At 65.6% G+C, this 23,602-nt stretch carries 22 protein-coding genes; 18 read left to right on the top strand and 4 right to left on the bottom strand.

Annotated elements, in window-relative coordinates:
- Positions 1 to 60 precede the first annotated feature (60 nt).
- The 8 genes from BN60_RS14600 (at position 61) to BN60_RS14565 (ending at position 9,735) form a co-directional block, all read left to right on the top strand.
- Complete coding sequence (locus tag BN60_RS14600; RefSeq protein ID WP_020696828.1) at positions 61 to 1,254, top strand: MFS transporter; 1,194 nt, start codon at positions 61 to 63, stop codon at positions 1,252 to 1,254.
- A gap of 107 nt (positions 1,255 to 1,361) precedes the next feature.
- Entirely contained in the window at positions 1,362 to 3,314 is a 1,953-nt protein-coding gene (locus tag BN60_RS14595; RefSeq protein ID WP_020696827.1) for an alkyl/aryl-sulfatase, read from the top strand.
- Positions 3,315 to 3,402: 88 nt separating this feature from the next.
- On the top strand, positions 3,403 to 4,713 hold the full coding sequence (locus tag BN60_RS14590) for an ABC transporter substrate-binding protein (RefSeq protein ID WP_020696826.1): 1,311 nt from the start codon (positions 3,403 to 3,405) through the stop codon (positions 4,711 to 4,713).
- Positions 4,714 to 4,771: 58 nt separating this feature from the next.
- Positions 4,772 to 5,533: an ABC transporter ATP-binding protein gene (locus BN60_RS14585; protein ID WP_043283943.1), complete on the top strand. Its 762-nt coding sequence runs from the start codon at positions 4,772 to 4,774 to the stop codon at positions 5,531 to 5,533.
- 14 nt (positions 5,534 to 5,547) lie between these two features.
- A complete protein-coding gene (locus BN60_RS14580; RefSeq protein WP_020696824.1) occupies positions 5,548 to 6,252 on the top strand; it encodes an ABC transporter ATP-binding protein in 705 nt (234 codons plus the stop codon).
- A gap of 42 nt (positions 6,253 to 6,294) precedes the next feature.
- A complete protein-coding gene (locus tag BN60_RS14575) occupies positions 6,295 to 7,176 on the top strand; it encodes a branched-chain amino acid ABC transporter permease (protein WP_020696823.1) in 882 nt (293 codons plus the stop codon).
- Between the two features lie 14 nt (positions 7,177 to 7,190).
- Positions 7,191 to 8,147 (top strand): branched-chain amino acid ABC transporter permease, encoded by a 957-nt coding sequence (locus tag BN60_RS14570; RefSeq protein WP_043285660.1) that lies wholly within the window; start codon positions 7,191 to 7,193, stop codon positions 8,145 to 8,147.
- Positions 8,140 to 9,735, top strand: a complete 1,596-nt coding sequence (locus tag BN60_RS14565; RefSeq protein WP_020696821.1) for a GMC family oxidoreductase — start codon at positions 8,140 to 8,142, stop codon at positions 9,733 to 9,735. The genes BN60_RS14570 and BN60_RS14565 overlap by 8 nt, the downstream gene beginning before the upstream one ends.
- A gap of 3 nt (positions 9,736 to 9,738) precedes the next feature.
- Here the strand turns inward: BN60_RS14565 and BN60_RS28965 are convergent, their stop codons facing one another.
- From BN60_RS28965 to BN60_RS14550, 3 genes are read right to left on the bottom strand one after another with little or no spacing between them, the layout of a single operon-like run.
- Positions 9,739 to 10,776, bottom strand: coding sequence for an adenylate/guanylate cyclase domain-containing protein (locus BN60_RS28965; RefSeq protein WP_020696820.1), 1,038 nt, complete (start codon positions 10,774 to 10,776; stop codon positions 9,739 to 9,741).
- Positions 10,773 to 11,759 (bottom strand): threonine ammonia-lyase, encoded by a 987-nt coding sequence (locus BN60_RS14555; protein WP_020696819.1) that lies wholly within the window; start codon positions 11,757 to 11,759, stop codon positions 10,773 to 10,775. The genes BN60_RS28965 and BN60_RS14555 overlap by 4 nt, the downstream gene beginning before the upstream one ends.
- Positions 11,756 to 12,448, bottom strand: coding sequence for a haloacid dehalogenase type II (locus BN60_RS14550; RefSeq protein ID WP_020696818.1), 693 nt, complete (start codon positions 12,446 to 12,448; stop codon positions 11,756 to 11,758). The genes BN60_RS14555 and BN60_RS14550 overlap by 4 nt, the downstream gene beginning before the upstream one ends.
- Positions 12,449 to 12,511: 63 nt before the next feature.
- Here BN60_RS14550 and BN60_RS14545 point away from each other — a divergent pair, with 63 nt between their 5' ends.
- A complete protein-coding gene (locus BN60_RS14545) occupies positions 12,512 to 12,802 on the top strand; it encodes a hypothetical protein (protein WP_043285654.1) in 291 nt (96 codons plus the stop codon).
- Positions 12,802 to 13,764, top strand: coding sequence for an aldo/keto reductase (locus BN60_RS14540; protein WP_020696816.1), 963 nt, complete (start codon positions 12,802 to 12,804; stop codon positions 13,762 to 13,764). The genes BN60_RS14545 and BN60_RS14540 overlap by 1 nt, the downstream gene beginning before the upstream one ends.
- On the opposite strand, the gene BN60_RS14535 is transcribed toward BN60_RS14540, so the two are convergent.
- On the bottom strand, positions 13,761 to 15,944 hold the full coding sequence (locus BN60_RS14535) for a lytic transglycosylase domain-containing protein (RefSeq protein WP_020696815.1): 2,184 nt from the start codon (positions 15,942 to 15,944) through the stop codon (positions 13,761 to 13,763). The genes BN60_RS14540 and BN60_RS14535 overlap by 4 nt on opposite strands.
- 80 nt (positions 15,945 to 16,024) lie before the next feature.
- On the opposite strand from BN60_RS14535, the gene dapA reads away from it, so the two are divergent.
- The 8 genes from dapA to BN60_RS14495 all read left to right on the top strand — a co-directional run.
- Positions 16,025 to 16,903 carry a 4-hydroxy-tetrahydrodipicolinate synthase gene (gene dapA, locus BN60_RS14530; protein WP_020696814.1) on the top strand — a complete coding sequence of 293 codons (879 nt, stop codon included), beginning with the start codon at positions 16,025 to 16,027 and terminating at the stop codon, positions 16,901 to 16,903.
- 34 nt (positions 16,904 to 16,937) lie between these two features.
- Complete coding sequence (smpB, locus tag BN60_RS14525; RefSeq protein WP_020696813.1) at positions 16,938 to 17,411, top strand: SsrA-binding protein SmpB; 474 nt, start codon at positions 16,938 to 16,940, stop codon at positions 17,409 to 17,411.
- Positions 17,412 to 17,433: 22 nt separating this feature from the next.
- Positions 17,434 to 18,105: an SDR family oxidoreductase gene (locus BN60_RS14520; protein ID WP_020696812.1), complete on the top strand. Its 672-nt coding sequence runs from the start codon at positions 17,434 to 17,436 to the stop codon at positions 18,103 to 18,105.
- 15 nt (positions 18,106 to 18,120) lie between these two features.
- Positions 18,121 to 19,257 (top strand): acyl-CoA dehydrogenase family protein, encoded by a 1,137-nt coding sequence (locus BN60_RS14515; protein WP_020696811.1) that lies wholly within the window; start codon positions 18,121 to 18,123, stop codon positions 19,255 to 19,257.
- A 240-nt stretch (positions 19,258 to 19,497) separates the two neighbouring features.
- On the top strand, positions 19,498 to 20,463 hold the full coding sequence (locus BN60_RS14510) for a TRAP transporter substrate-binding protein (RefSeq protein ID WP_020696810.1): 966 nt from the start codon (positions 19,498 to 19,500) through the stop codon (positions 20,461 to 20,463).
- A 56-nt stretch (positions 20,464 to 20,519) separates the two neighbouring features.
- Positions 20,520 to 22,127, top strand: a complete 1,608-nt coding sequence (locus BN60_RS14505) for a carboxyl transferase domain-containing protein (protein ID WP_020696809.1) — start codon at positions 20,520 to 20,522, stop codon at positions 22,125 to 22,127.
- Between the two features lie 8 nt (positions 22,128 to 22,135).
- Positions 22,136 to 22,918 (top strand): enoyl-CoA hydratase/isomerase family protein, encoded by a 783-nt coding sequence (locus BN60_RS14500; RefSeq protein ID WP_043285651.1) that lies wholly within the window; start codon positions 22,136 to 22,138, stop codon positions 22,916 to 22,918.
- Positions 22,918 to 23,602, top strand: a 685-nt coding sequence (locus tag BN60_RS14495; protein ID WP_281015331.1) for a biotin carboxylase N-terminal domain-containing protein, incomplete at its 3' end; no start/stop codon positions are given. The genes BN60_RS14500 and BN60_RS14495, both read left to right, overlap by 1 nt.

The raw sequence follows: 23,602 nt of genomic DNA, 5'->3' as shown, positions 1-23,602 counted from the left end.
TAGCGCAAGACAGCCAGCACAACCATGCCTACTCTGGTAGGTACCGGAGGAAGCGTAAAAATGAGTCACGGAAGCCCGACATCCATTCTGCTGAACATCGGCCATGCCATGGATCACTGGATCCTGGTGGTCTTCGCCTATAGCTGGGGCGTGATCGCGGGCGTCTGGGGCGTCGAATGGACGGAGCTGACGCCCTTCAACTACGGCGCGCTGTTCATGTTCGGCGCGGGCTCGCTCGTCAGCGGCCGCTTGGGTGACCTGTGGGGCCGCTGGATCATGATGGTGATCTTCTTTGCCGGCATGGGCGTCTCGGCGCTGATCATCGCGCTCTGCACCAACAAGTGGCAGATCGGCGCGGCGCTGACCCTGATGGGCGCCTTCGCCTCGATCTACCATCCGGTCGGCATTCCCATGCTGGTGCAGAAGGCGAAGAATCCCGGCTTCACGATCGGCGTGAACGGACTGGCCGGCAACATGGGCATCGCCATCGCCGCCGGCGTCTCGGTCTATATCGCCCAGCGCTTCGGCTGGCAGATGGCGTTCGTGATCCCCGGCGTCATCTGCCTGGTCTCCGCCGTGGCCTTCGTCCTCCTTGTGCCGCGCGAGGAAGAGGCGCCGGCCAAGCGCAAGGCCAAGATGCTCGACCTGCCGCCGTCGGTCATGGCGCGCGTCTTCAGCATCATGACCTTCACCGCGGTGACGGGCAGCATCATCTTCAACTTCACGACCAACGGAAACGGCGAGCTGCTGCGCGAGCGCGTGAAGGGTGCCGTGCAGGATCCCGCCGAGCTGGCGATGATGCTGTTCGTGATCTTCTCGCTGGCCTCTCTGGCGCAGCTTGTGGTCGGCAAGCTGATCGACCGCTATCCGCTGAAGAACATCTATCTGCCGATCGTGCTCCTGCAGGTGCCGCTGTTCCTGATCGCCTCGCAGGTGACGGACTGGGCCCTGTTCGTGACGGCGATCCTGTTCATGCTGCTGGTGTTCGGCGCCATCCCGTTCACCGACGCCATGATCGTGCGCTACATCGACGACCGCATGCGCAGCCGCGTCACCGGCGTGCGCCTGGCCATCGGGTTTGGCGTCAGCTCCATCGTCGTCGCGTTGATCGGCCCGGCGGTGAAGGATGCCGGCTTCCCGATCCTGCTGATGGTGCTGGCGGGCGTGGCCTTCAGCTCGTTCCTGGCGTTGTCGCTGCTGCCCAGCGAGCGCGACGTGCACAAGGCCTCTTCGTCGCTAAAGCCTGCGGAGTAGACGCCGCCCCGCGAGACCGGAGACTGGACCGGCGGGCCGAAGCGCAACAACATCGCGACCTCTTCCTCCGCGGACGTGGAGGAGGGACGTCATGAAAGGTTGTTGCTATGGCCGCTGGTTCCGCCGTTCCCGTTCCCGCCTCCCATCTCGACGTCGCGCGTGATGCCGAGCCTGCGACCCGAGCGGCAAATGCCGCGATGGCGGCGCGCCTGCCGTTTTCGGATACTGCGGATTTCGAGGCGGCCCAGCGCGGGCTGATCGCGCCAGTGCCCGGCGGCATGGTGCGTACGGCGGGCGGCACGGTGCTGTGGAACCTCGGCGAATACGCCTTCATCGACGGGGAGCTGGCGCCGGCCACGGTCAATCCCAGCCTGTGGCGCATCGCCCGGCTCAATCTCGCCAACGGCCTGTTCAAGGTCACCGACCGTCTCTATCAGCTGCGCGGCTTCGACATCGCCAACATGACGGTGATCGAAGGCGACAGCGGCCTGATCCTGATCGATCCGTTGACCACCGCCGAAGTGGCGAAGGCGGCGCTGGAGCACTACTGGGCGCATCGGCCGAAGAAGCCGGTGGTGGCCGTGATCTACACCCACAGCCACGTCGATCACTATGGCGGCGTGAGGGGCGTGGTCGACGAGGCCGATGTAAAGGCGGGCAAGGTCGAGGTGATCGCGCCGACCGGCTTCATGGACGCGGTGTCGGGCGAGAACGTGCTGGCCGGGCCGCCGATGATTCGTCGCGCGCAGTTCCAGTTCGGCTCGCTCTTGCCGCGCGGCGCGCGGGGCCAGGTCGATGCCGGCCTTGGCAAAGGGGTGGCGCGCGGTACGCCAGGTCTCATCGCGCCGACCCGGTCGATCGTGAAGCCGGTTGAAAAGCACACGATCGATGGCATCGAAATCGTGTTCCAGCTTGCGCCGGAAACCGAAGCACCGGCCGAGATGCACATGTTCTATCCGCAGCTCAGCGTGCTCAACATGGCGGAAAATGCCTGCCCGCTGCTGCACAACTTCATCCCGCTGCGCGGCGCCGTCGTGCGCGATCCCCGCATCTGGGCGAAGTATGTCGACGATGCGATCGCGCTTTACGGGCCGCAGACCGAGATCTTGATCGGCCAGCATCACTGGCCGACCTGGGGCCGTGAAAAGGTGATCGACTACCTCGAGGCCCAGCGCGATCTCTACAAGCACATCCATGACCAGACCCTGCGCTACATGAACAAGGGCTGGCGGCCGGCCGAGATCGCCGAGCAGATCGACCTTCCGCCGGGCCTGGCCGAGCGCTGGTCGGTGCGCGGTTACTACGGCACGGTGAGCCACAATGTGAAGGCGGTCTACCAGCGATACCTGAGTTGGTACGACGCCAACCCCTGCAATCTCCATCCGCTGCCGCCCGCACCGGCGGCGCGGAAGTTCGTCGAGTACATGGGCGGTGCCGCAGCCGTAATCGCGCGCGCGCGCGCAGACTTCGCCAAGGGCGAGTATCGCTGGGTCGCGCAGGTCATGAAGGAGGTCGTCTACGCCGAGCCGGGCAATCTCGAAGCGCGCGCGCTTTGCGCCGATGCACTGGAACAGATGGGCTATCAGGCCGAGTCGGCGACCTGGCGCAATGCCTTCCTCTACGGTGCGCAGGAACTGCGCCACGGCGTCTTCCAGGTGCCGGCGCGATCGACCATGGGCGCCGATACGCTGGCGGGCCTTGCGACCGACGTCTTCTTCGACCTGATGGCGATCCGCCTCGACGCTGCGAAGGCGGCAGGGCAGGCGATGGTGATCAACTGGCACTTCACCGACCGCCAGGAACGATTGGCGCTCACGCTGAAGAACTGCACCTTGACCCACCGCATGGGCGAGGAGGCGCCGGATGCCAGTGCATCGGTCACGACGACGCGCGCGACGATGGACGGCATCATCCTGCGTCGCACGACCGTTGCCGATGCGCTGGCAGGCGGTGCGATGAAGCTCGAGGGCGACATGTCCAGGCTCGCCGCGCTGTTTGCGATGATGGACCAGCCTGCCGGTATGATGTTCGACGTCGTTACACCAGGCGAAGGGCGCTGATAACGCGGAGATCGCTTGACATTATCCGTGCCGACCCTTGTGATGCGCACAACAAATGCACGCACAAGCGCGCTTGGGAGGAACGGAAATGTCCTGGACGATGGGTCGGCGCCTGCTTGGCGCGACGGTGGCGGCTGCGGCCGCCTTGGGCTTTGCGGCTTCGGCCGTAGCTCAGGAAAAGAAACTCAAGATCGGCGTCATCTACGACCTCACCGGCCCGCTGGCCGGCGGCGGCTCGGAGCTGCAGTACACCGGCGCCAAGATCATGATCGACGACTTCATCAAGAAGGGCGGGGTCGAAGGCTACAAGATCGAAGCGATCTATGCCGACGCCCAGAGCAAGCCGGACGTCGCGATCAACGAATCGGTCCGCCTGATCGAGCAGGAGAAGGTCGACATCCTGCTCGGCTTCTTCTCTTCGGCGCAGTGCGTGCCGGTGGCCGCCCGCGTCGAGCAGCTCAAGAAGTTCATGTGGATCACGACCTGCATCTCCTCGGCGGTGCTGGAGAACAAGAACTACAAGTACATCTTCCGCCCTCAGGCCAGCGGCAACCAGTTCGGCTTGATGACCATGGACTTCATCGCCAACAACGCGAAGGCCAAGTTCGGCAAGGAGCCCAAGGACCTGCGCGTGGCGATCATCCACGAGGACGGCGCCTACGGCGTGGACGTCTCCAAGGGTAACGAGGCCGGCGCCAAGAAGGCCGGTTTCAATGTCGTGCTGAAGGAAGGCTATGCCGCGACCGCGCCCGACCTGTCGTCGATGGTCACCAAGCTGAAGCGTGCCCGGCCGGACGTGATCTTCCACACCGGCTACAACCCCGACATCACGCTGTTTGCCCGCCAGGCGCGCGAGCAGGGGTTGAAGTTCGGCGCTCTCGTCGGCCATGGCGCGGGCTACGGCGTCTACGAGAAGCTCAAGGAAGGCATGGGCAGCGACGTCAACTACGTCTTCAACACTGACCCGATCTCGATCTGGCTCGCCAAGCCGGAAGGCCTCGATCCCAAGCTGCCGCCGGTCATCAAGATGGTCGGCGAGGAGTTCGACAAGGCCAAGCCCGGCATGGCGATCCGATCCGCCCATGTCGGCATGGCGGCCAGCAACGTCTATGTGCTGCTGACCGAAGTCGTGCCGCGCGCCATCAAGAAGTATGGCGGCGTCGATCCGGAGGCGCTGCGCAAGGCCGCTCTTGAGGTCGATCTGCCCGAAGGCGGCACCATGCTGGGCTTCGGCGTGAAGTTCCCGGCCGACGGTTCGATGGCCGGCCAGAACGAGCGCTCGTTTCCGGTCGTGATTCAGTACATCGACGACAAGTCGTACGTGGTGTGGCCGAAGAGCCAGGCGCAGCGCGAAGCCGTGCTGCCGCTGCCGAAAGGCACGACCTACAGCAACCAGTAGGGCGGGGCTGCCAGACTGCCGATCGGACGTAAACGTCGCGTCAGCGAGGGTATCGACAGTGCTAGTCGTAAATGGGCTGGTGAAGCGCTTCGGCGGCTTCACCGCCGTCAACAACGTGTCGTTCAAGGTCGAGAAGGGCGAGATTCTCGGTCTCATCGGCCCGAACGGCTCGGGCAAGAGCACCATCTTCAACATGCTCTCGGGGACCTTTCCGCCATCGGCGGGATCGATCTCCTTCGAGGGGCGCGAACTCTCGGGCCTGGCGCCGCATCGCATCATCAATGCCGGTGTCGGCCGTACTTTCCAGATCCCACGGCCGTTCCGCCGGCTCTCGATCTTCGAGAACGTGGCGCTGGCAGGCTACTACGGCCAGGGCAGCCATAGCGCCGCCAAGGCCAGCGAGGCGGCCGAGCGGGCGCTGGCCATGGTCGGGCTGCCGACCGATCGTGCCGCCAGCGTCGACGGGCTGGGTGCGGCCGGCCTCAAGAAGCTGGAGCTCGCCAAGGCTCTGGCGACGGCGCCGAAGCTTTTGCTGGCCGACGAAAGTCTCGGCGGACTCGACGAGAGCGAGATGGATCAGGCCGCCGACATGCTGCGCAAGATCCGCGACGAGCTCGGCATCACCATCATATGGGTCGAACACATCATGGGCGTGCTGATGCGCGTGGTCGATCGCGTCATGGTCCTCGACCATGGCGAGAAGATCTCCGAGGGCCTGCCGAGCCAGGTATCGAACGATCCGCGCGTCGTCGAAGTCTATCTCGGCACCGACGCCCATTCGACGCAGGCAGCCGCCGCCGCTGCCGAAGCGCGGCGCTGACGGGGATACTGGATATGCTCGAACTCAAGTCCGTCGATGCGGGCTACGGCAGCTTCCATGCGCTGTTCGGCGTCAATCTCGACGTCAAGGCGGGCGAGGCCGTCGGCGTGATCGGCCCCAATGGTGCGGGCAAGACGACGCTGATGCGGGTGATCTCCGGCCTGATCCGCCCGACCAAGGGCAGCATCGCGATGCAGGGCGCCAACGTGCTCACCACGCCCGCCCACAAGATCGTCGAACTGGGCATCGCCCATGTCCCCGAGAATCGCCGGCTGTTTCCACGGCTGACCGTCGAGGACAACCTCAAGATGGGCGCCTATATGCCGGCGGCCCGCGCCCGCTACGCCGAACGGCTGGAGTTCGTGTTCAACCTGTTCCCGCGCATGAAGGAGCGGCGTCATCAGCTTGCCGGCACCATGTCCGGCGGCGAGCAGCAGATGTGCGCCATCGGCCGAGCGCTGATGAGCGATCCGAAGCTGCTGCTGCTCGACGAGCCGTCGGCCGGTCTGGCGCCGGTCGTGGTGCAGCAGGTGTTCGAGCTGGTAAAGCGCATCCGCGCCGGCGGCCTGACGGTGCTGATCGTCGAACAGAACGTGCAGCAGGTGCTGCAGGTCGTTGATCGCGCCTATTTGCTGGAGGCCGGCTCGATCCGCACCTCGGGCACGTCGGCCGAGCTCCTGGCCAGCGACACGATTCGGCAGGCCTACCTCGGTGTCTAGTTCAAGCGGGTCGCGCGCCCGCGCTCCGATCTGGAGAAGGTGATGGGTTCATTTCTCGAAATCTTCGACATCTACCTCCTTGAAGCGGTCCTCAACGGCATCTTGCTGGGCGGCGTTCTGGCGTTGCTGGCGTTGGGCCTCAACCTCATCTTCGGCGTGATCGACGTGACATGGATCTGTTACGCCGAGCTGGTGATGATCGGCATGTACGGCATGTACTATCTCGTGCAGTACTACGGCCTGTCCTATTACGCTGCGGCGCCGCTTGCGATCCTGCTGGTGGCGGCGCTGGGCGCACTGCTGCACTTCCTGGTCATCGCGCCACTGCTCTCGTCTCCGCCGATCAACCAGCTCCTCGCGACGGGCGGCGTGCTGTTCGTGTTGCAGAGCTTCGCCACGGTCGCCTTCGGCATCGACTTCCGCAATCTCGGCATCCGTCTGCCGATCCTGACCCTGGGCGACATGCACCTCAGCTACTCGCGGCTGCTCGCCTTCGGCGCGGCGCTCATCGGCATGATCGTCGTCTATCTCTTCATGACGCGCACCTTTACCGGCACGGCCATCCGCGCCATCGCCCAGGATCGCCAGATCATGGCGCTGATGGGGGTCGACGCGAAGAAGATCTATGTCGTGACCTCGGCTCTGGGCGGGGCCCTGGCCGGGCTCGCGGCCTGCCTGCTGGTGCTGCAGTACGACGTGCATCCCTTCGTCGGCCTGTCGTTCGGTCCGATCACCTTCCTGATCTGCGTGCTGGGTGGGCTCGGCAATTTCGTCGGCGGCTTCGTTGCAGCCTTCCTGTTCGCCGAGATCATCTCGCTCGGCGGTCTCTTCTCCGACCTCGAGTGGGGTTACGTGCTGGCCTTCGCCTTCTTCATCGTGATGATGTTCGTCCGGCCTGCCGGTCTTCTGGCGAGGCGCTCGTGAACCTGCGCCAGTACATGCCCTGGATCGTCGGCGCGGCTCTGATCGCGCTGCCTTTCGTCTATCGCGATCCCTATCACCTGCACATCCTGATCCTCATCCTGATCTGGTCGTTCGCCTATACGTCGTGGGCGGTGATGGGGCGGTTCGGCCTGGTCTCGCTGGGCCATGGCGGGTTCATGGGCGTCGGCGCCTATGTGACCGTGCTGTTGTGGAACCACTTTGGCCTGACGCCCTGGCTCGGCATTCCGGCGGCGTTGCTTTGCTCCGGCGCCCTGGCAATGGTGGTGGCCTATCCCTGCTTCCGGTTTCGCATCACCGGACACTATTTCGCGCTGGTGACGCTCGCCCTGTCGGGCATCGTGCTGCAGGTCATCACCGCCACACGCAACCATACCGGCGGTTCGCTGGGTTACACGCCGGAACGTACCAAGGGTAACCATATCCTGGCATTGCAGTTCGACGACAAGGTCGTCTGGTACCTGATCGCCCTGGGCGTGTGGGCAGGCGGCCTGCTGATCTGGCACTGGATAGATCGCAGCATGAGCCGCTACGCCATGGAAGCGATCTCCGAGGACGAGGACGCGGCGGCGGCGGCCGGTGTTAACGTGACGGCAGAGAAATTGCGCATCACTGTCATTAGCGCGCTGATGACGGCGATGGCCGGTGCCCTTTACGGTCAGTATCAGATGTTCATTTCGCCCGACACGGTGAGCGGAATCGGCATTTCCCTGCAGATGGTCTTCGCGGCGGTCGTCGGCGGTATCTACGTGGCGCTCGGACCGACGGTCGGCGCGATCATCACCATTCTCCTCGCAGAGGCCCTGCGCATCGGTTTCGGCACCAAGGCCGTCGGCTGGGACAATCTCGTTTACGGCGTTCTGCTGGTCGTGTTCATCATCTTCCTTCCCAAGGGCATTCTTGGTAGCTTGCTGGCGAGTATCAAAACTCCCAGTAAGCGGCAGAATGGATGAATTCGACTTCGTAGTTGTCGGGGCAGGGTCTGCGGGCGGTCCGCTGGTCGACCGCCTGACTGAAAGCGGGCGATACAGTGTCCTTTTGCTCGAAGCAGGGCCGAACGACACCAGCCGCTGGATTTCGATGCCGCTCGGGTTTGCCAAGACCTTTCTCGATCCTGCGGTCAATTGGAAATACGTGACGGCGCCAGAGCCACGGCTCGACGGGCGGCGTATCTACTGGCCTCGCGGCAAGGTGGTGGGCGGCAGCAGTGCCATCAACGGCATGGTCTACATCCGCGGCCTGCCGTCGGACTACGACGGCTGGCGGCAGATGGGCAACGAGGGGTGGTCGTTCGACGATTGCCTGCCGTATTTCAAGCGGCTCGAGAGCTATCCTGGCGGCGAAACCGATCTGCATGGCGGCAACGGCCCCGTAAAGATTACGCAGGGCGAGTATCGCAACGAACTGAGCGACAGTTTCCTCGCCGCCTGCGCCGAAGTCGGCCTCCAGGCGACCGACGACTTCAATGGCGCCAGCCAGGAGGGCGCGGGCTACTATCACGCCACCATCAGCAGCGGCCGGCGCAACTCGACCGGCCGCGCCTACATCGCCGAGGCCCGCAAGCGCCCCAATTGCCGGGTGATCACCGACGCGATGGCCGAGCGCATCCTCGTCGAGAACGGCCGGGCCACTGGAATCGCCTACCGTACGAACGGCGAGAGCCGGACGGCGCGCGCGCGTCGCGAAGTGGTGCTGTGTTCGGGCGCGATCGGATCGCCGCAGCTCCTGCAGCTATCTGGCATTGGACCAGGGGCGCTGCTGTCGCAACTCGGTATCCCGGTGGTGCGCGACGTGCCGGGTGTTGGGGAGAACCTGCAGGATCATTGGGGCATCCGTTCCACCTACAGGACCTGGTGGCGACTCACCATCAACGACGACATCAATATGATGCATCGACGGGTGAGTGCCGCCGTCGAGTACATCTTGATGAAAACGGGGCCGCTGACGGCCAGCCCGGCCTTTGCCGGCGCCTTCACGCGCCTGATGCCGCAGTCGGCCGAAGCGGACACGCAGTTTCATTTCTTCCCCTGGTCGACCGACCGGATCGACCGGGGCCCCCACAAGTTCTCGGGATTCACCATCCTCGCGAACCAGTCGCGCCCAGAGAGCCGGGGTCATGTCCGTGTCGTTTCGCGCAATCCCGAGGACCATCCCGAGATCGTCGCCAACTATCTGTCGACGCCGAACGACCAGAACGCCGCTGTCGCGGCGATCAAGTTCACGCGCGTGCTGAGCCGCACGCCCGCTTTGTCCCGCATCATCACGGAAGAGCTGCTGCCCGGCTCCGAAGCCTGGACCGACGGCGACTTTCTCGACTACGCGAAGCGGGAGGGGCAGTCGGCCTATCACCCGGTCGGGACCTGTCGGATGGGGCACAATGCGGACTGCGTCGTCGATCCCCAGTTGCGCGTGCACGGGATCGAGCGCCTGCGCGTCGCCGACGGGTCGATCATGCCAACACTCGTGTCGGGCAACACCAATGCCGCTTGCATGATGATCGGTGAGAAGGCGGCCGATCTGATTCTGGCCGACGCGCGATAGATTTTAGTCGACGCGCGATAGCGCCGAGATACGGAGGGGTGCCGTCCGGCCGCGAATGGCCAGGGTCGGCAGCGGTGTGGCCTTGAGCCCGGCCGGCAGCTCGACGATTTGCAGCAGGTCCTGCGAGACGAGGGTGTCGTGCCCCAGGGCTTTCGCCGCGTCCAGCAGTCGGGCGGCGACGTTCAGCGTGTCGCCGACATAGGCGATCTCGCGCCGCACGTCGCCGATCTCGCCGGCGACGATCTCGCCGCAATGAAGCGCGGCGCGGAACGTCGGGACGACGCCATAGCGCTGGCGATAGTGCTCGGCATTGCGGGCAATCAGGTCGCGGGCCAGGAAGGGACAGGCGAGGCACTCGCCCTCGGCCAGCGCCGTATCGATCGGCCAGGTCAGGATCGCCTCGTCGCCGACGTACTTGTGGATTTCCGCTTCGCTCTCGAACGCCGCTTCGGCGATGTCGCGAAAGAAGCTGTTGAGCAACTCGTGGAAGCGGATAGAGCCCAGCGACTCGGCAAGACCCGTCGAGTCGCGCATGTCGATCAACAGAAACGCCCTTCGTTCCCGTCGCGGATGTACGTAGCGGCCGGTCAGTATGTTCTTCAAGGTCGAGAAGCCGAGCAAACCGCCCGTCTCGACGATCAGGTTGGCGAACAACGACATCGCGACGCCGAAGGCGATCGAACCACGAAAGGCCGGCGTGAGGGCGAAGGGATCCTCGTCCGGAGCGTGCGTCAGCACGCGCATGATCAACAGTCCGCCGACGATGACGACGACGTAGAACAGCGCCTTGATGGTGAAGAATGCCGCCCACGGCAGGCGCCGCAGGCGGCGCAACAGAGCGATGCGGCGGCCGCGGACTTCGGTGAAAGTGATCGGCGTGGCGATCAGCAGCGAAGCGAGGACGCCGTGCCATGCCCCCCTTATCGCCGACTCGTCCTCCGCCCCGACCGCATATCCGAAATAGGCGCTGATGACGGCGCTCGCGACGCTGAACCAGAGGAAGAACCGCCACTCGCGGCGGGCGCGCCGCGACAGGGTCATGCCTTGGCGCGGCCGAGAGCTCGCTTGAAGGTCTCGTGATCGACATTGCCGCCGGAGCAGACGACCGCGACGGCGCGGCCTTTGACCGGCAGCTTGCCCGTGAGTGCCGCCGCCAGCGCCACGGCGCCACCGGGTTCGACCACGAGCTTGAACTCGCGGAAGGCCAGTTCCATCGCGTCGAGCACCTCGTCGTCGCTGACGACAAGGCCCGGCCCCAGCACTTTCTGGGCGAGCGGGAAAGTGACGTCACCCGGCGTCGGCGCCAGCAGGGCGTCGCAGATCGAGCCCGACAGTTTCGCGTTCCTCTGCTTGGTGCCGGTGGCCAGCGAGCGCGCCAGGTCGTCGAAGCCCGCCGGTTCGCCGGCATGCACCGACGTCGTTGGGCTGATGCCCTTGACCCCGAGCGCGACGCCGGTCGCGAGGCCGCCACCCGAGCAGGGCGCGGCCACAGCATCGAGCGTGACCCCCAGCGCCTTGGCCTGCTCGGCGATCTCGATGCCCGCGGTGCCCTGGCCGGTCAGGATCCAGGGATGGTCGTAGGGCGGCACGATGGTGGCGCCGGTCCTGGCGGCGATGCCCTGGCCGATCTCCTCGCGGCTGTCCTTGACGCGATCGTAGAGGATCACTTCCGCGCCGCTGGCTTTGGTATTGGCGACCTTGAGGGCCGGTGCGTCGGACGGCATCACGATCGTTGCCTTCACGCCCAGCAGCCTGGCCGCTTCGGCGAGGCCCTGCGCATGATTGCCCGACGACCAGCCGACGACGCCCTTGGCGCGGTCGGCCTCGCTCATGGCGGCCAGGAAGTTGTAGGCGCCGCGCAGCTTGAACGAGCCGGTCCGTTGCAGGCACTCCGCCTTGATGAAGAGCCGGCCGCCCAACGCGCGGTTGACCCGCTCGTTCTCGAGCAGCGGCGTGCGGATCGTCACTCCGTCGAGGCGGCGGGCAGCGGCTTGAACATCGGCAAAGGTCGGCAACGAACTCATCGCGGAACACCTATCAGGTCGGGAAGCTCGGAAAGATCGCGGATTTCTCCCGCGAGGGCACCGGGCAGATTGTCGTTGGGCGCACCCGTCCGGTTCACCCACACGGCGCGAAAGCCGAACTGCGCCGCACCGTGGGCATCCCAGCAATTCGAGGAGAGAAAGCAGACCTTTGCTGGAGGCACGCCGCAACGCGCCTCGACCAGCCGATAGACGCGCGGGTCGGGCTTGAAGATGCCGACCTCGTCGACGCTCAGGACGGCTTCGAAGGCATCGGCCTGGCCGGATGCCGCCACCATCGGATCGAGCATCTCGGGATTGCCGTTCGACAGGATCGCCATCCGCATGCCGCCGCGCTTCAGGCAGGCGAGCATGCCGGGGACCTCCGGAAAGGGGGCGAGCGCCAGGTAGGCGCCCATCAGTTTCTCGCGCACGGCGGCGTTGCTGATGCGGTGCGCGGCCAGGCAATGATCGAGGGCCTCGCCCGTGACCTGCCAGAACTTGGCATAGGTGCCCATGCTGTTGCGCAGCCAAGTGTACTGGATCTGCTTGGTCCGCCACATCTCCGAGAGTGCCTCGGCGGACGGTCCGATCGCGCCGCGATGGCGGGCCACGGCCGAGTTGAAATCGAACAAGGTGCCGTAGGCATCGAAGACGCAGATCTCGATGCCGGCAAGGTCGGCGCCCATCATTGCTCTCCGGAGGTGAATGGACGTAGGCTCACTCGCATGTTTATCGCCATCGTTCAAATCCCCATGAGCAAGCGTCCGCGCGACGCCGTCGTCGATGCCGCGCGCAAATCCGCCCCAACCTATACGGCGCTCGGTGCCAAGGGGCTTCTGAAGAAATACTACCTCAACGGCGATGCAGGCGGTGGCGGCGTCTATCTCTGGGAATCCGAGGCCGCGGCCCGCGCCTGGTACACGCCGGAGTGGGAGAAGCGCATGGCGGCCGCCTTCGGTGCGACGCCGACCGTGACCTACTACGACAATCATGTTGTCGTGGACAACGAAGCGGGCAAGGTCCGCATCGAGGGTGAGTCCTGATGCAAAGGCGGCGTCTCGGACGCACCGGCCTCCAGGTCTCCGTTCTGGGTTATGGCGCCGGCGCGGTTGGCGGCCTGTTCACCAAGGGCGCTGCCGCCGACCAGGAACGCGCGATGGCGCGCGCGATCGAAGCCGGCATCAACTATTTCGATACAGCGGCGATCTACGGCAACGGCGAATCGGAGCGCAATCTGGGCCGCGCCCTGAAGGCGCTGAAAGCCAATGTCGTGGTCGGTACCAAAGTGCGTCTTGGCGCCGAGCATCGAAAGGACGTGGCGGGCGCCATCGTGCGCGGCATGGAAGAGAGTCTGAAGCGCCTGGGGCGAGACCATGTCGATCTCTTCCAGCTTCACAATCCGCTGGCGGCTCAGGACGCCGGCGACAAACTCGCGGTGGACATTGCCTTGGAGCAGGTCGTGCCCGCGATGGAGAAGCTTAAGGCGTCCGGCAAGACACGCTTCATCGGCTTCAGCGGTGTCGGCGAACCGGCGGCATTGCTGCGTGCCGTCGACTCGAAGCTCTTCGACACGGTGCAGGTCGTCTATAACGCGCTCAATCCCAGCGCCGGCGGACCAATGCCGGCCGGCACGCCAGGGCTCGACTATGGCCGTCTGCTCGACAAGGCGAAGGCTGCCGACGCGGGCACCATCGTCATCCGCGCCCTGGCCGGCGGTGCGTTGAGCGGCACGACGGACCGTCATCCGCTTGCCATGCAGGACGTGCCGCCGATTGGCTCGGCACCCGACTTCGCCTCCGATGTTGCGCGTGCCAAAGGGCTGGAACCGCTGGTGCGCGAAGGCGTGGCGGGCAGCCTGACCGAACTCGGCGAGCGCTTCGTCATCTCCCATCCCGCCGTGTCGACGATGCTGATCGGCTATTCGACCCTCGACCATCTCGAAGCCGCCATCGCGGCGGTCGAGAAGGGGCCGTTGCCTGACGCGGCGTTGAAGCGTTTGCGCTAGGAGCGGCCCAGCGCCGGCGGCACGGTGCGGACCTGGCCGTTCAGGCGATCGCGGTAGACGGTAGTACCTTCCATGATGCGCTGAACGTAGTCGCGCGTCTCGCGGAAGGGGATGCTCTCGATCCAGTCGACCATATCGATCTTGCTGGTGCGCGGATCACCCATGGACTCCATCCAGCGCGCGACGCGGTTGGGACCCGCATTGTAGGCGGCGAGCGCAATCTCGTAGGAGCCGCCGAAGCGTTGAAGCATCTCCGCGAGATACTGACTGCCGAGCTGGACGTTGTAGGCGGGATCGCGCGTCAGCCTGTCCTGGATGAAGGGCACGCCGAGCCGGCCGGCGACGTCGCGGGCTGTGCCGGGCAGGAGCTGCATCAGGCCGAGGGCGCCGGAGGACGAGACGGCGGCAGCGTTGAACGAACTCTCCTGCCGCGTCAGCGCCAGGGCGAGGGCGCGCTCGACCGAGCCGGTGGCACCGAGATCGACCACGGGGAAGGCTGCATCGAACAAGGTCACGCCGTTCTGCGGCGCGCGACGGGCGATGGTCAGGCCGACATCCGGACGCTTCAGGTCGAGGGCGAGCTGGGCCAGCAGCGCGGTTTCACCCGGTGCCTTCACCAGCCGGGCGAGCTGCAGCAGGAAGGGCGGCGTACGCTCGAAGTCGCCCGCCTGGCCGAGATAGCGCGCCATCGTGGCAAGGTCGCGCCCGTCGAGCGACTGGCGTTCTGTGGCTGTCGCGACCGGATCGCTGGGCAGCTTCGTGCTGCCGGCCGCTGCCTTGCGCGCGGCAAGCTGGCCGTAGAAGGTCTGGCCGTAGCCCGCGGCGCGGGCGTACCAGTTGCCCGCCTCCTTGGCGCGGCCGGCGGCTTCGTGCGCGCGGGCGAGCCAGTAGGCGCCGCGGCTCTTGGAAATGTCGGTCGTGACGCCGTCATGCAGCTTCTGGAAATGCTTCACCGCGTCGGCCGGCTTCTTGAGCTGGCGGAGCGCTACCCAGCCCGCGAGAAACTCCGCATCGGCGAAAGCGACGCCCTTGGTGAGGCTATGGCCCGACGCGACCGCGTAGGCATCGGCAGGCCGGTTCGCTGTCAGCAGATCGCGCGCGAGTTGATTGCGCTCGTTCCACCAGGCGTCGGGCAGATTGGTGGTGGGGCCGGCAAACGCCGCCTTGGCCTCGTCGAGATTGCCGGTGCGCCGCAGCCACTGCACGCGCTCCAGTCGCAGCGTGGGCTCGTTGAGCTTTGCGGCTGACACGTTGCGCAGGAGCTTTGCCGCATCGGCCGCCCGCGTTGCCATCGCGAGCCGCGCGCTGGCAACCGGCTGATAATCCGGCGGCAGCTTCGACAGAAGCTCGCGCGCCACCTCGACGCGACCGCTGCGCAGAATGCGGTCGAAGCGTGCGATATGGTCGGGCCCGGTCAGGAGCTGGGCGTAGCGGTTGAGGAAGTCGTTCTCGTCCGAATTGCGCAGGGTCGCATTCTGCCAAGTGTCACGCGCAAACTTGGTCACGTCGTTGGGGCTCGCGGCCTGTGCGGCTTCGAGACGGCGCATGTGGCCGTTGCTGGTGAGCGGCGGGAAGGCGGTGAAGTAGCGGACGATTTCCTGTGCAGGTGTTTCCGCCGCGATCCGCTCCTCGGCCTGGCGGCGCAGCACTTCGGGCTCCGGCCAGTCGCCATTCTCCCGCAGGAAGCGCCAGGTCGAAGCGAAATCGGCATCGGTCTTGGGAGCGGCGCGCAGGATGCTCCAGGTGATGTAACGGTCGAGCAGAGGCTGGCGGAAATTGGCAACCGCCGCGCGCGCATCGCTCCAACGGTTCTCGTCGATGGCCTTGAGAGCGGCGGTGAAGGCCGCAGCCTCGGCCGGGCTCAGCGGCTTGGCCGGCGTCGCAGCCTGGGCGACATCGCTGCTTTCGACCTGCGGCGGTGCGGCTTGCCGGGAGATCGGCGCAGGGGCGGTGGGGGTTGCCGGCGCCGGAACCGACGGAGGCGTGCTGCCATGGTCGGTCGGTACGCGCCGCAGGCCGGTGTTGGGGGCGCCGGAGACGGGCTGATCGCTGCCCTGGTCACGCAAATTCTGCGCGCTGGCCATGGAAGCCAGAGCAGGCGTTGCTGTCAGAAGAGCCAGCAGGAGGAGGGAGGACTTGTTCTTCTTCACCCAGGAATCGTAGGCAGGGAGTTGGGGCATCACAATGGCAAGTTGCTCACCTTGCGGGGGCCTAACCCGGGGCTTAGAGTGAATTTATCAAGGCAAAATCGGAGGAAGCCATGTTCACCGGGTCGCTCGTCGCGCTGATCACGCCGTTCAAGAACGGGTCGGTGGACGAGAAGGGATTCGAGAAGTTCGTGGCCTGGCAGATCGCCGAGGGCACCGACGGGCTGGTCCCGTGCGGCACGACCGGCGAATCGCCCACGCTCTCCATGGAAGAGCACAAGCGGGTCATCGACATCTGCATCCAGACTGCCAAGGGCACCGGCGTTCCGGTGATCGCCGGCACCGGCTCGAACTCGACCGACGAGGCGATCGAACTCACTCGCCACGCCAAGCAGGCCGGCGCCGACGCCGCCATGCTGGTCGTGCCCTACTACAACAAGCCGACCCAGGAAGGCCTGTTCCAGCATTTCAAGGCGGTGGCCGAAGCCGTCGATATTCCGATCCTGCTCTACAACGTACCGCCGCGGACCGGCGGCGACATGCAGGTCGACACCGTGGTGCGCCTGTCGCAGGTCCCGAACATCATCGGCATCAAGGACGCCAGCTACGACATGGCGCGGCCGACCCTGACCAAGCTCAAGGCCAAGAAGGGCTTTATCCAGCTTTCCGGCGAGGATGCGAGCGCCGTCGGCTTCCTGGCGCAGGGCGGCGATGGCTGCATCTCGGTGACGGCCAACATCGCGCCGCGCCTGTGCGGCGACATGCACGATGCCTGGAAGAAGCGCGACCTCGACAAGGTGTTCGAGATCCAGGACCGGCTGATGCCGCTGCACAAGGCGCTGTTCGTCGAGACCAGCCCGGGCCCGGTGAAGTACGGTGCCGAGCTGCTGGGGCAGTCGGCCGCCAAGATGCGTCTGCCTCTCGTCGAATGCACCGAGGCGACCAAGAAGCAGGTGCGCGAGGCGATGATCCACGCCGGCCTGATCAACTAGCCGATCTCCAGAGTCCCGATAGCACGAGCGTCCTGTGGCCAAGAAACCGGAACTGGACCGCACCGTTGTGGCCCAGAACCGCAAGGCGCGGCACAACTACTTCATCGAGGAAACCTTCGAGGCCGGCCTTGCTCTGACCGGCACCGAAGTGAAGTCGCTGCGCGGCGGGCGCAGTACGATCGCCGAGTCCTATGTGACGGAAGAAGGCGGCGAGGCCTGGCTGGTCAACGCCAACATCCCGGTCTACGCCTCCGGCAATCGTTTCAACCACGAGCCGCGGCGGCCGCGGAAGCTGCTGCTGCATCGCAAGCAGATCAACAAGCTGATCGGCGCCATCCAGCGCGAAGGCCGTACCGTCGTGCCGCTGCAGGTCTATTTCAATCCGCGCGGCCGCGCCAAGATCGAGATTGCCCTCGTCACCGGCAAGCAGGCGCACGACAAGCGCCAGTCCATCAAGGATCGTGATTGGCAACGCCAGCGCGCGCGGTTGATGTCAACCCGCCGCTGAACCTCCGAAGGAGAGTCCCCGCATGAGTACCGTTCTGATCACCGGCGCCGCGCGTGGCCTTGGCCTCGACTTCGTGAAGCAATACGCAGCCAAGGGCTGGAAGATCCACGCCTGTGCCCGCAAGCCTGAAGCGTTGAAGGACGTCGAGGGCGACATCCACGCCCACAAGCTCGAAGTCACCGACTACGCGGCGGTCAAGGCTCTGGCGGAGAAGCTGTCGGGCGAGCCGATCGACGTGCTGATCTGCAACGCCGGCATCTCTGCAGGAAGAGCCTCGGCTCTAGGCGAGATCGACCCGGCGACATGGCGCGAAGTTTTTGAGGTAAATGCCCTGGCGCCGTTGATGATGGCGGGAGCCTTCGTCGATCACGTCGCGCGGTCGAAGGATCGCAAGCTGGTGGCCATTTCGAGCCGCATGGGCAGCATCGCGAACAATGGCGGCGGCAGCTACGCCTACCGCGCCAGCAAGACAGCGTTGAACATGGAATGGAGCTGCGTCGCGCGCGATGTGGCGGCAAAAGGCGTGACCTGCGTGGTGCTGCATCCCGGCTGGGTGCAGACCGACATGGGCGGCGCGCAGGCCACGCTCACCATCGCCGAGAGCGTGCCGTCCATGGTGAAAGTGATCGACGGGCTGAAGCCCGCCGACAATGGCCGGTTCATCAATTACGATGGCAGCGCGATCGACTGGTAACCCGGGCGGAAGCCGATGCTGCTCAGCGAAGAACAGACCCTGATCCGCGACACTGCCCGCGCCTTTGCGCAGGAGCAGGTGCTGCCCAATGTCCGCGCCTGGGAGGCTGCGGGCGAGATCCCACGTGCGCTTCTCGCCGAGATGGGCCGCATGGGCTTCATGGGCATGTGTGTGCCGGAGGAATGGGGCGGTGCCGGCTCCGACATGGTCTCCTACGTCTTGGCGTTGGAGGAGATCGCAGCGGCAGACGGCGGCCTGTCGACGGTGATGAGCGTCAACAACTCTCCCGACTGCGCGGCGCTGCAGGCCTACGGTTCGCCCGAGCAGAAGGAGCGCTGGCTGAAGCCGCTGGCCCGCGGCGAGATGTTGGGCGCCTTTTGCCTGACCGAGCCGCACGCCGGTTCTGACGCCTCCAATCTCAAGACGCGCGCCGAACGCCGCGGCAACGGCTGGGTGCTGAACGGTGTGAAGCAGTTCATCACCTCGGGCCGTACCGCCGATGTCGCGCTGGTCTTTGCCGTGACCGATCCGGCGGCGCCCAAGCGCGGCATCTCCTGTTTCATCGTGCCAACCAAGACGGCCGGCTATCGCGTCGCCTCGGTGGAAAAGAAGCTCGGTCAGAAATCGTCCGACACCTGTCAGATCGCCTTCGAGAATTGCATGGTCGGGGCCGATGCTCTGCTCGGCGCGGAAGGCGAGGGCTATCGCATTGCGCTGGCCAATCTGGAGGCCGGCCGCATCGGTATCGCCGCCCAGGCCGTCGGCATGGCGCGGGCGGCGTTCGAGGCCGCACGCAACTACGCCAACGAGCGTGTAGCCTTCGGCACGGCGATCGCCAACCATCAGGCGGTGCAGTTCCGGCTGGCCGACATGGCGACCAAGGTGACCGTCGCCCGGCAGATGGTTCTGCATGCGGCAACGTTGCGTGCCGCTGGGCGCCCATGCCTCACCGAAGCCGCAATGGCCAAGCTATATGCTTCAGAAATGGCCGAGGAGGTGTGCTCGGCCGCCATTCAGATCCACGGCGGCTACGGGTACGTTTCCGACTACCTTGTGGAGAAGATCTGGCGGGATGTTCGCGTCTGCCAGATCTACGAGGGTACCAGCGACGTTCAGCGCATCCTGATCGGCCGCGGATTGGGTTCTTTGTAAGGCCCGTCTTTTCCTTGTTCCTGGCCCCGACGCGTGCAAAGCTTATCGGGTGTGTGAATAAGGCCGCAGAAGCGGTCGGGGGAGCTGGGAGAGCCGGGCGACGGATGGTCGGTCGTGCGCCGTAACTTAGTGAAAGTCATTGGCCTCGCCGCAGTGCTGGTTGCGGCGGCGGGACTTTTTGTCGCCCAGGATAAAGCCCAACCGCCTGGAAAAACTGGCGAATATGGGCGCGTCATCCAAATGCAGACAGCCTTCAGCCCGGCGCTTCCAGGCTCCGGCGATGGCGTTCGCGTCTTCACACGTACTGTCAAACACATGTCGGGCGGGGCCCTGGCCATCAAGATCATCGAGCCGGGGCGGGTGACGCCAACTGCCGATATGGTCGATGCCCTGCAGAATGGCGACCTCGAGGCCGCCTTCACCTGGTCAGGCTATGCCGCCGCCAAGGCGCCGGTATTCGGGGTCTTCGCCACGGTGCCGTTCGGCCCCGGCCCGGAGGACATGACCTCGTGGATGCTGGAGGGCGACGGCAGCCGCATCCACCGCGAGGCCTACGAGAAGCTGGGCATTGCCGGCATTCCGTGCGGGATCCAGGGTCCCAAGGGTGGCGGCTGGTTCCGCAGCGACGTCAACACGGTGGCCGACTTCAAGGGCCAGCGTCTGCGCTATGGCAAGATGGCTGCAGAAGTGATTGCCCGCATGGGCGCCGTGCCGGTCCCGCTGCCGCCGGGCGAGTTCTTTTACAAGTTGCAGCAAGGCGTCGTGGATGGCGGCGAGATGTCGACGCCCGCCATGGACGCCGCCCTGGGCTTCGACAAGCTCGGCCTGCCTTACTACATGCCGGGCTGGCAGCAGCCCTCGGCCGTGCTCGATTTCCTGATGCGCAAGGACAAATGGGCGGCGCTGCCGGCGGCGTTGCGGGTGCAGATAGAAACCGCTTGCCGGGCAAATATCGCCTGGATGCTGGGCCGCTCGCCCAATGTGCAGGCCATCGCGATGGAAAAGCTCAAGGCGTCGGGCGTCGTGATCCGCGAATGGTCGGCAGATGTGCTGGCCGCCTTTCGCAAGAACACCGAAATCGTGCTGAAGGAGCAGGCCGAACGCGATCCTGATTTCGGCGCGGCCCTCGCCAATCAGCGGGCTTTCGTCCAGCAGTCCGCGAGTTGGCGGGTCATGTCCCGCCTGCCGAACCCGCAGCAGCCCTAAACGAGCATAAGCGCTCGCTTGCACGGGGCCGCCGGTCCGGGCAGTTTTGCTCGGACATGACTGTACTTTCTTCCCAGATCGACACCCGTTCCGACACCTTCAAGCGCAATGCCGAGGCGATGCGCGCACAGCTCTCGGATTTGCGCCAGCGCACCGACCGGATCCGCCTGGGGGGTGGTGAGGACTCGCGCAAACGCCATGTGGCACGCGGCAAGCTGCTGCCCCGTGAGCGGGTGCGGGCGCTGCTCGATCCCGGTTCGCCGTTTCTCGAACTGTCGCCGCTGGCGGCGCTCGACATGTATGACAACGAAGCGCCCGGAGCGGGCGTGATCACCGGCATCGGCCGCGTCAGCGGCGTCGAATGCGTGATCGTCTGCAACGACGCCACCGTGAAGGGCGGCACCTACTATCCGATGACGGTGAAGAAACATCTCCGCGCCCAGGAAGTGGCGATGGAGAACCGGCTTCCCTGCATCTATATGGTCGATTCAGGCGGCGCCAACCTGCCGCAATGGCCCGAGGTCTTTCCGGACAAGACCCACTTCGGCCGCATCTTCTACAATCAGGCCAACATGTCGGCGCAGGGCATCCCGCAGATCGCCGTCGTGATGGGCTCCTGCACGGCCGGCGGCGCCTACGTGCCGGCGATGAGCGACGAGACCATCATCGTGCGCAAGCAGGGCACGATCTTCCTGGCCGGCCCGCCGCTCGTGAAGGCCGCGATCGGCGAGGTGGTGAGCGCCGAGGATCTCGGCGGCGCCGACGTCCATGCCCGCACCTCGGGCGTCGCCGACCACTATGCCCAGAACGACAGCCATGCGCTGGGCATGGCGCGGCGCATCGTGGCCAATCTCAACTGGAAGAAGAACCCCTCGGCATCGCTGCTGCCGCCGCGCGATCCGCTCTATGCCGCCGATGAGCTTTACGGCGTGGTGCCGCCGGACAGCCGCACGCCCTACGACATGCGCGAGGTCATTGCGCGCCTGGTCGACGGCAGCGAGCTCGACGAGTTCAAGCACCTCTACGGCACGACGCTCGTGACCGGCTTCGCCCGCATCTGGGGCTATCCGATCGGCATCGTCGCCAACAACGGCATCCTGTTCAACGAATCGGCGTTGAAGGCCGCGCACTTCATCGAACTGTGCGGCCAGCGCGGCATTCCGCTGCTCTTCCTGCAGAACATCACGGGCTTCATGGTCGGCCGCAAGTACGAAGCGGGCGGCATCGCTCGTGACGGCGCCAAGATGGTGACGGCGGTTTCGACCGTGAACGTGCCGAAGTTCACGGTGATCGTCGGCGGCAGCTATGGCGCGGGCAACTACGGCATGTGCGGCCGCGCCTACAGCCCGCGCTTCCTCTGGATGTGGCCTAGTGCGCGCATCTCGGTCATGGGCGGCGAGCAGGCCGCCAGCGTGCTCGCAACGGTGCGCCGCGACAATATCGAGGCCAAGGGCGGCGCCTGGTCGAAGGACGAAGAAGAGAAGTTCAAGCAGCCGATCCGCGACCAGTACGAGCGCGAGGGCCATCCCTACTACGCCACGGCGCGGCTGTGGGACGACGGCATCCTCGATCCGGCCGACACCCGCATGGCGCTGGCGCTGGGGCTCTCGGCGGCGATGAACCAGCCGATCGGTCAGACGAAGTTCGGCGTCTTCCGGATGTGATGCGGACCATGACGTCTTCCATCCTGACCAAGGTCGAAGGAGGCGTGGCGACGCTCACCCTCAACCGGCCGAAGGAAATGAACTCCTTCGACGGCGACACCGCCCGCATCATCATTGACACCCTCGAAGCGTTCGCGGCCGACGAGACCGTGCGCGTGCTGGTCGTTGCCGGCGAGGGGCCAGCCTTCTCGGCCGGCGGCGACTTCAACTGGGTGCTGACCTGGCCCGAACTCGACGCCATCACTCGGCGGGTCGGTGCCGATGCCATGATGGGCGCGGTGCAGGCGGTCTACGATTTTCCCAAGCCGTCGATTGCCCGCGTGCAGGGCGCAGCGGTGGGCGGCGGTGTCGGCCTGATGCTGGCCTGCGATTTTGCCGTGGCCTCGTCCACGGCCCGCTTCGGCTTGACCTCGGCGCGCAACGGCCTGCTGGCCGGTATCGCCATTCCGGTGTTGATCCAGGCGGTGGGGCCGCGCAAGGCGCGCCAGCTTCTGATGCATGGCGGGATCTTCGACGCCGCGACGGCCTTGCGGATCGGCCTGGTCGACCAGGTGGTGGATGCCGATGCGCTCGATGCCACCGTGGCGGAACTGGCTGGGGAGCTGAAGCGCGGGGCGCCGTCGGTACAGACGCTGGTCAAGCAGCTCGTCACCGAGATCGACGGCATGACGCACGACGCGCGGGTCGCCGACCTGATCGGCGAGCATGTTGCCGCGCAATGCATGACCGTAGAAGCGATCGAGGGCATGAGCGCCTTCCTGAACAAGCGTAAGCCGAGGTGGGCTGCCTGATGTTTTCCAAGATCCTGATCGCCAACCGTGGCGAGATCGCCTGCCGTGTCATCAAGACGGCGCGCCGGCTCGGCATCAAGACGGTAGCCGTCTATTCCGATGCCGACCGCAATGCCCGGCACGTCGCGATGGCTGACGAGGCCGTGCATATCGGCCCGTCGGCCGCCCGCGAGAGCTACCTCGTCGCCGAGAAGATCATCGACGCGGCCAAGCGGACGGGCGCGCAGGCCATCCATCCCGGTTACGGCTTCCTGTCGGAGAATGCCGGCTTTGCTGATACCTGCGCCAAGGCCGGCATCGTCTTCATTGGCCCGCCGCCCGCCGCCATCCGCGCCATGGGCTCCAAGAGCGAGGCCAAGAAGATCATGGAGAAGGCCAAGGTGCCGCTGGTGCCGGGCTATCACGGCGACGACCAGTCTCCCGAGCTGCTGGCCAAAGAAGCAGGCCGCATCGGCTTTCCCGTGCTGATCAAGGCGTCGGCCGGCGGCGGCGGCAAGGGCATGCGCGTGGTCGAGAGCGCCGACAAGTTTGCCGACGCGCTGGCGGGCGCTAAGCGCGAAGCGAAGGCCGCCTTCGCCGACGACCATGTGCTGGTCGAGAAGTATCTCACGCGGCCGCGCCACATCGAGATCCAGGTGTTTGCCGACAGCCAGGGAGGCTGCCTCTATCTCTTCGAGCGCGACT

This window comes from Reyranella massiliensis 521 (genome assembly GCF_000312425.1).
In the GTDB taxonomy this organism is placed as follows: domain Bacteria; phylum Pseudomonadota; class Alphaproteobacteria; order Reyranellales; family Reyranellaceae; genus Reyranella; species Reyranella massiliensis.
The sequence above is the reverse complement of the archived record's forward strand: the minus strand, read 5'-3'. Positions and strand labels throughout refer to the sequence as shown.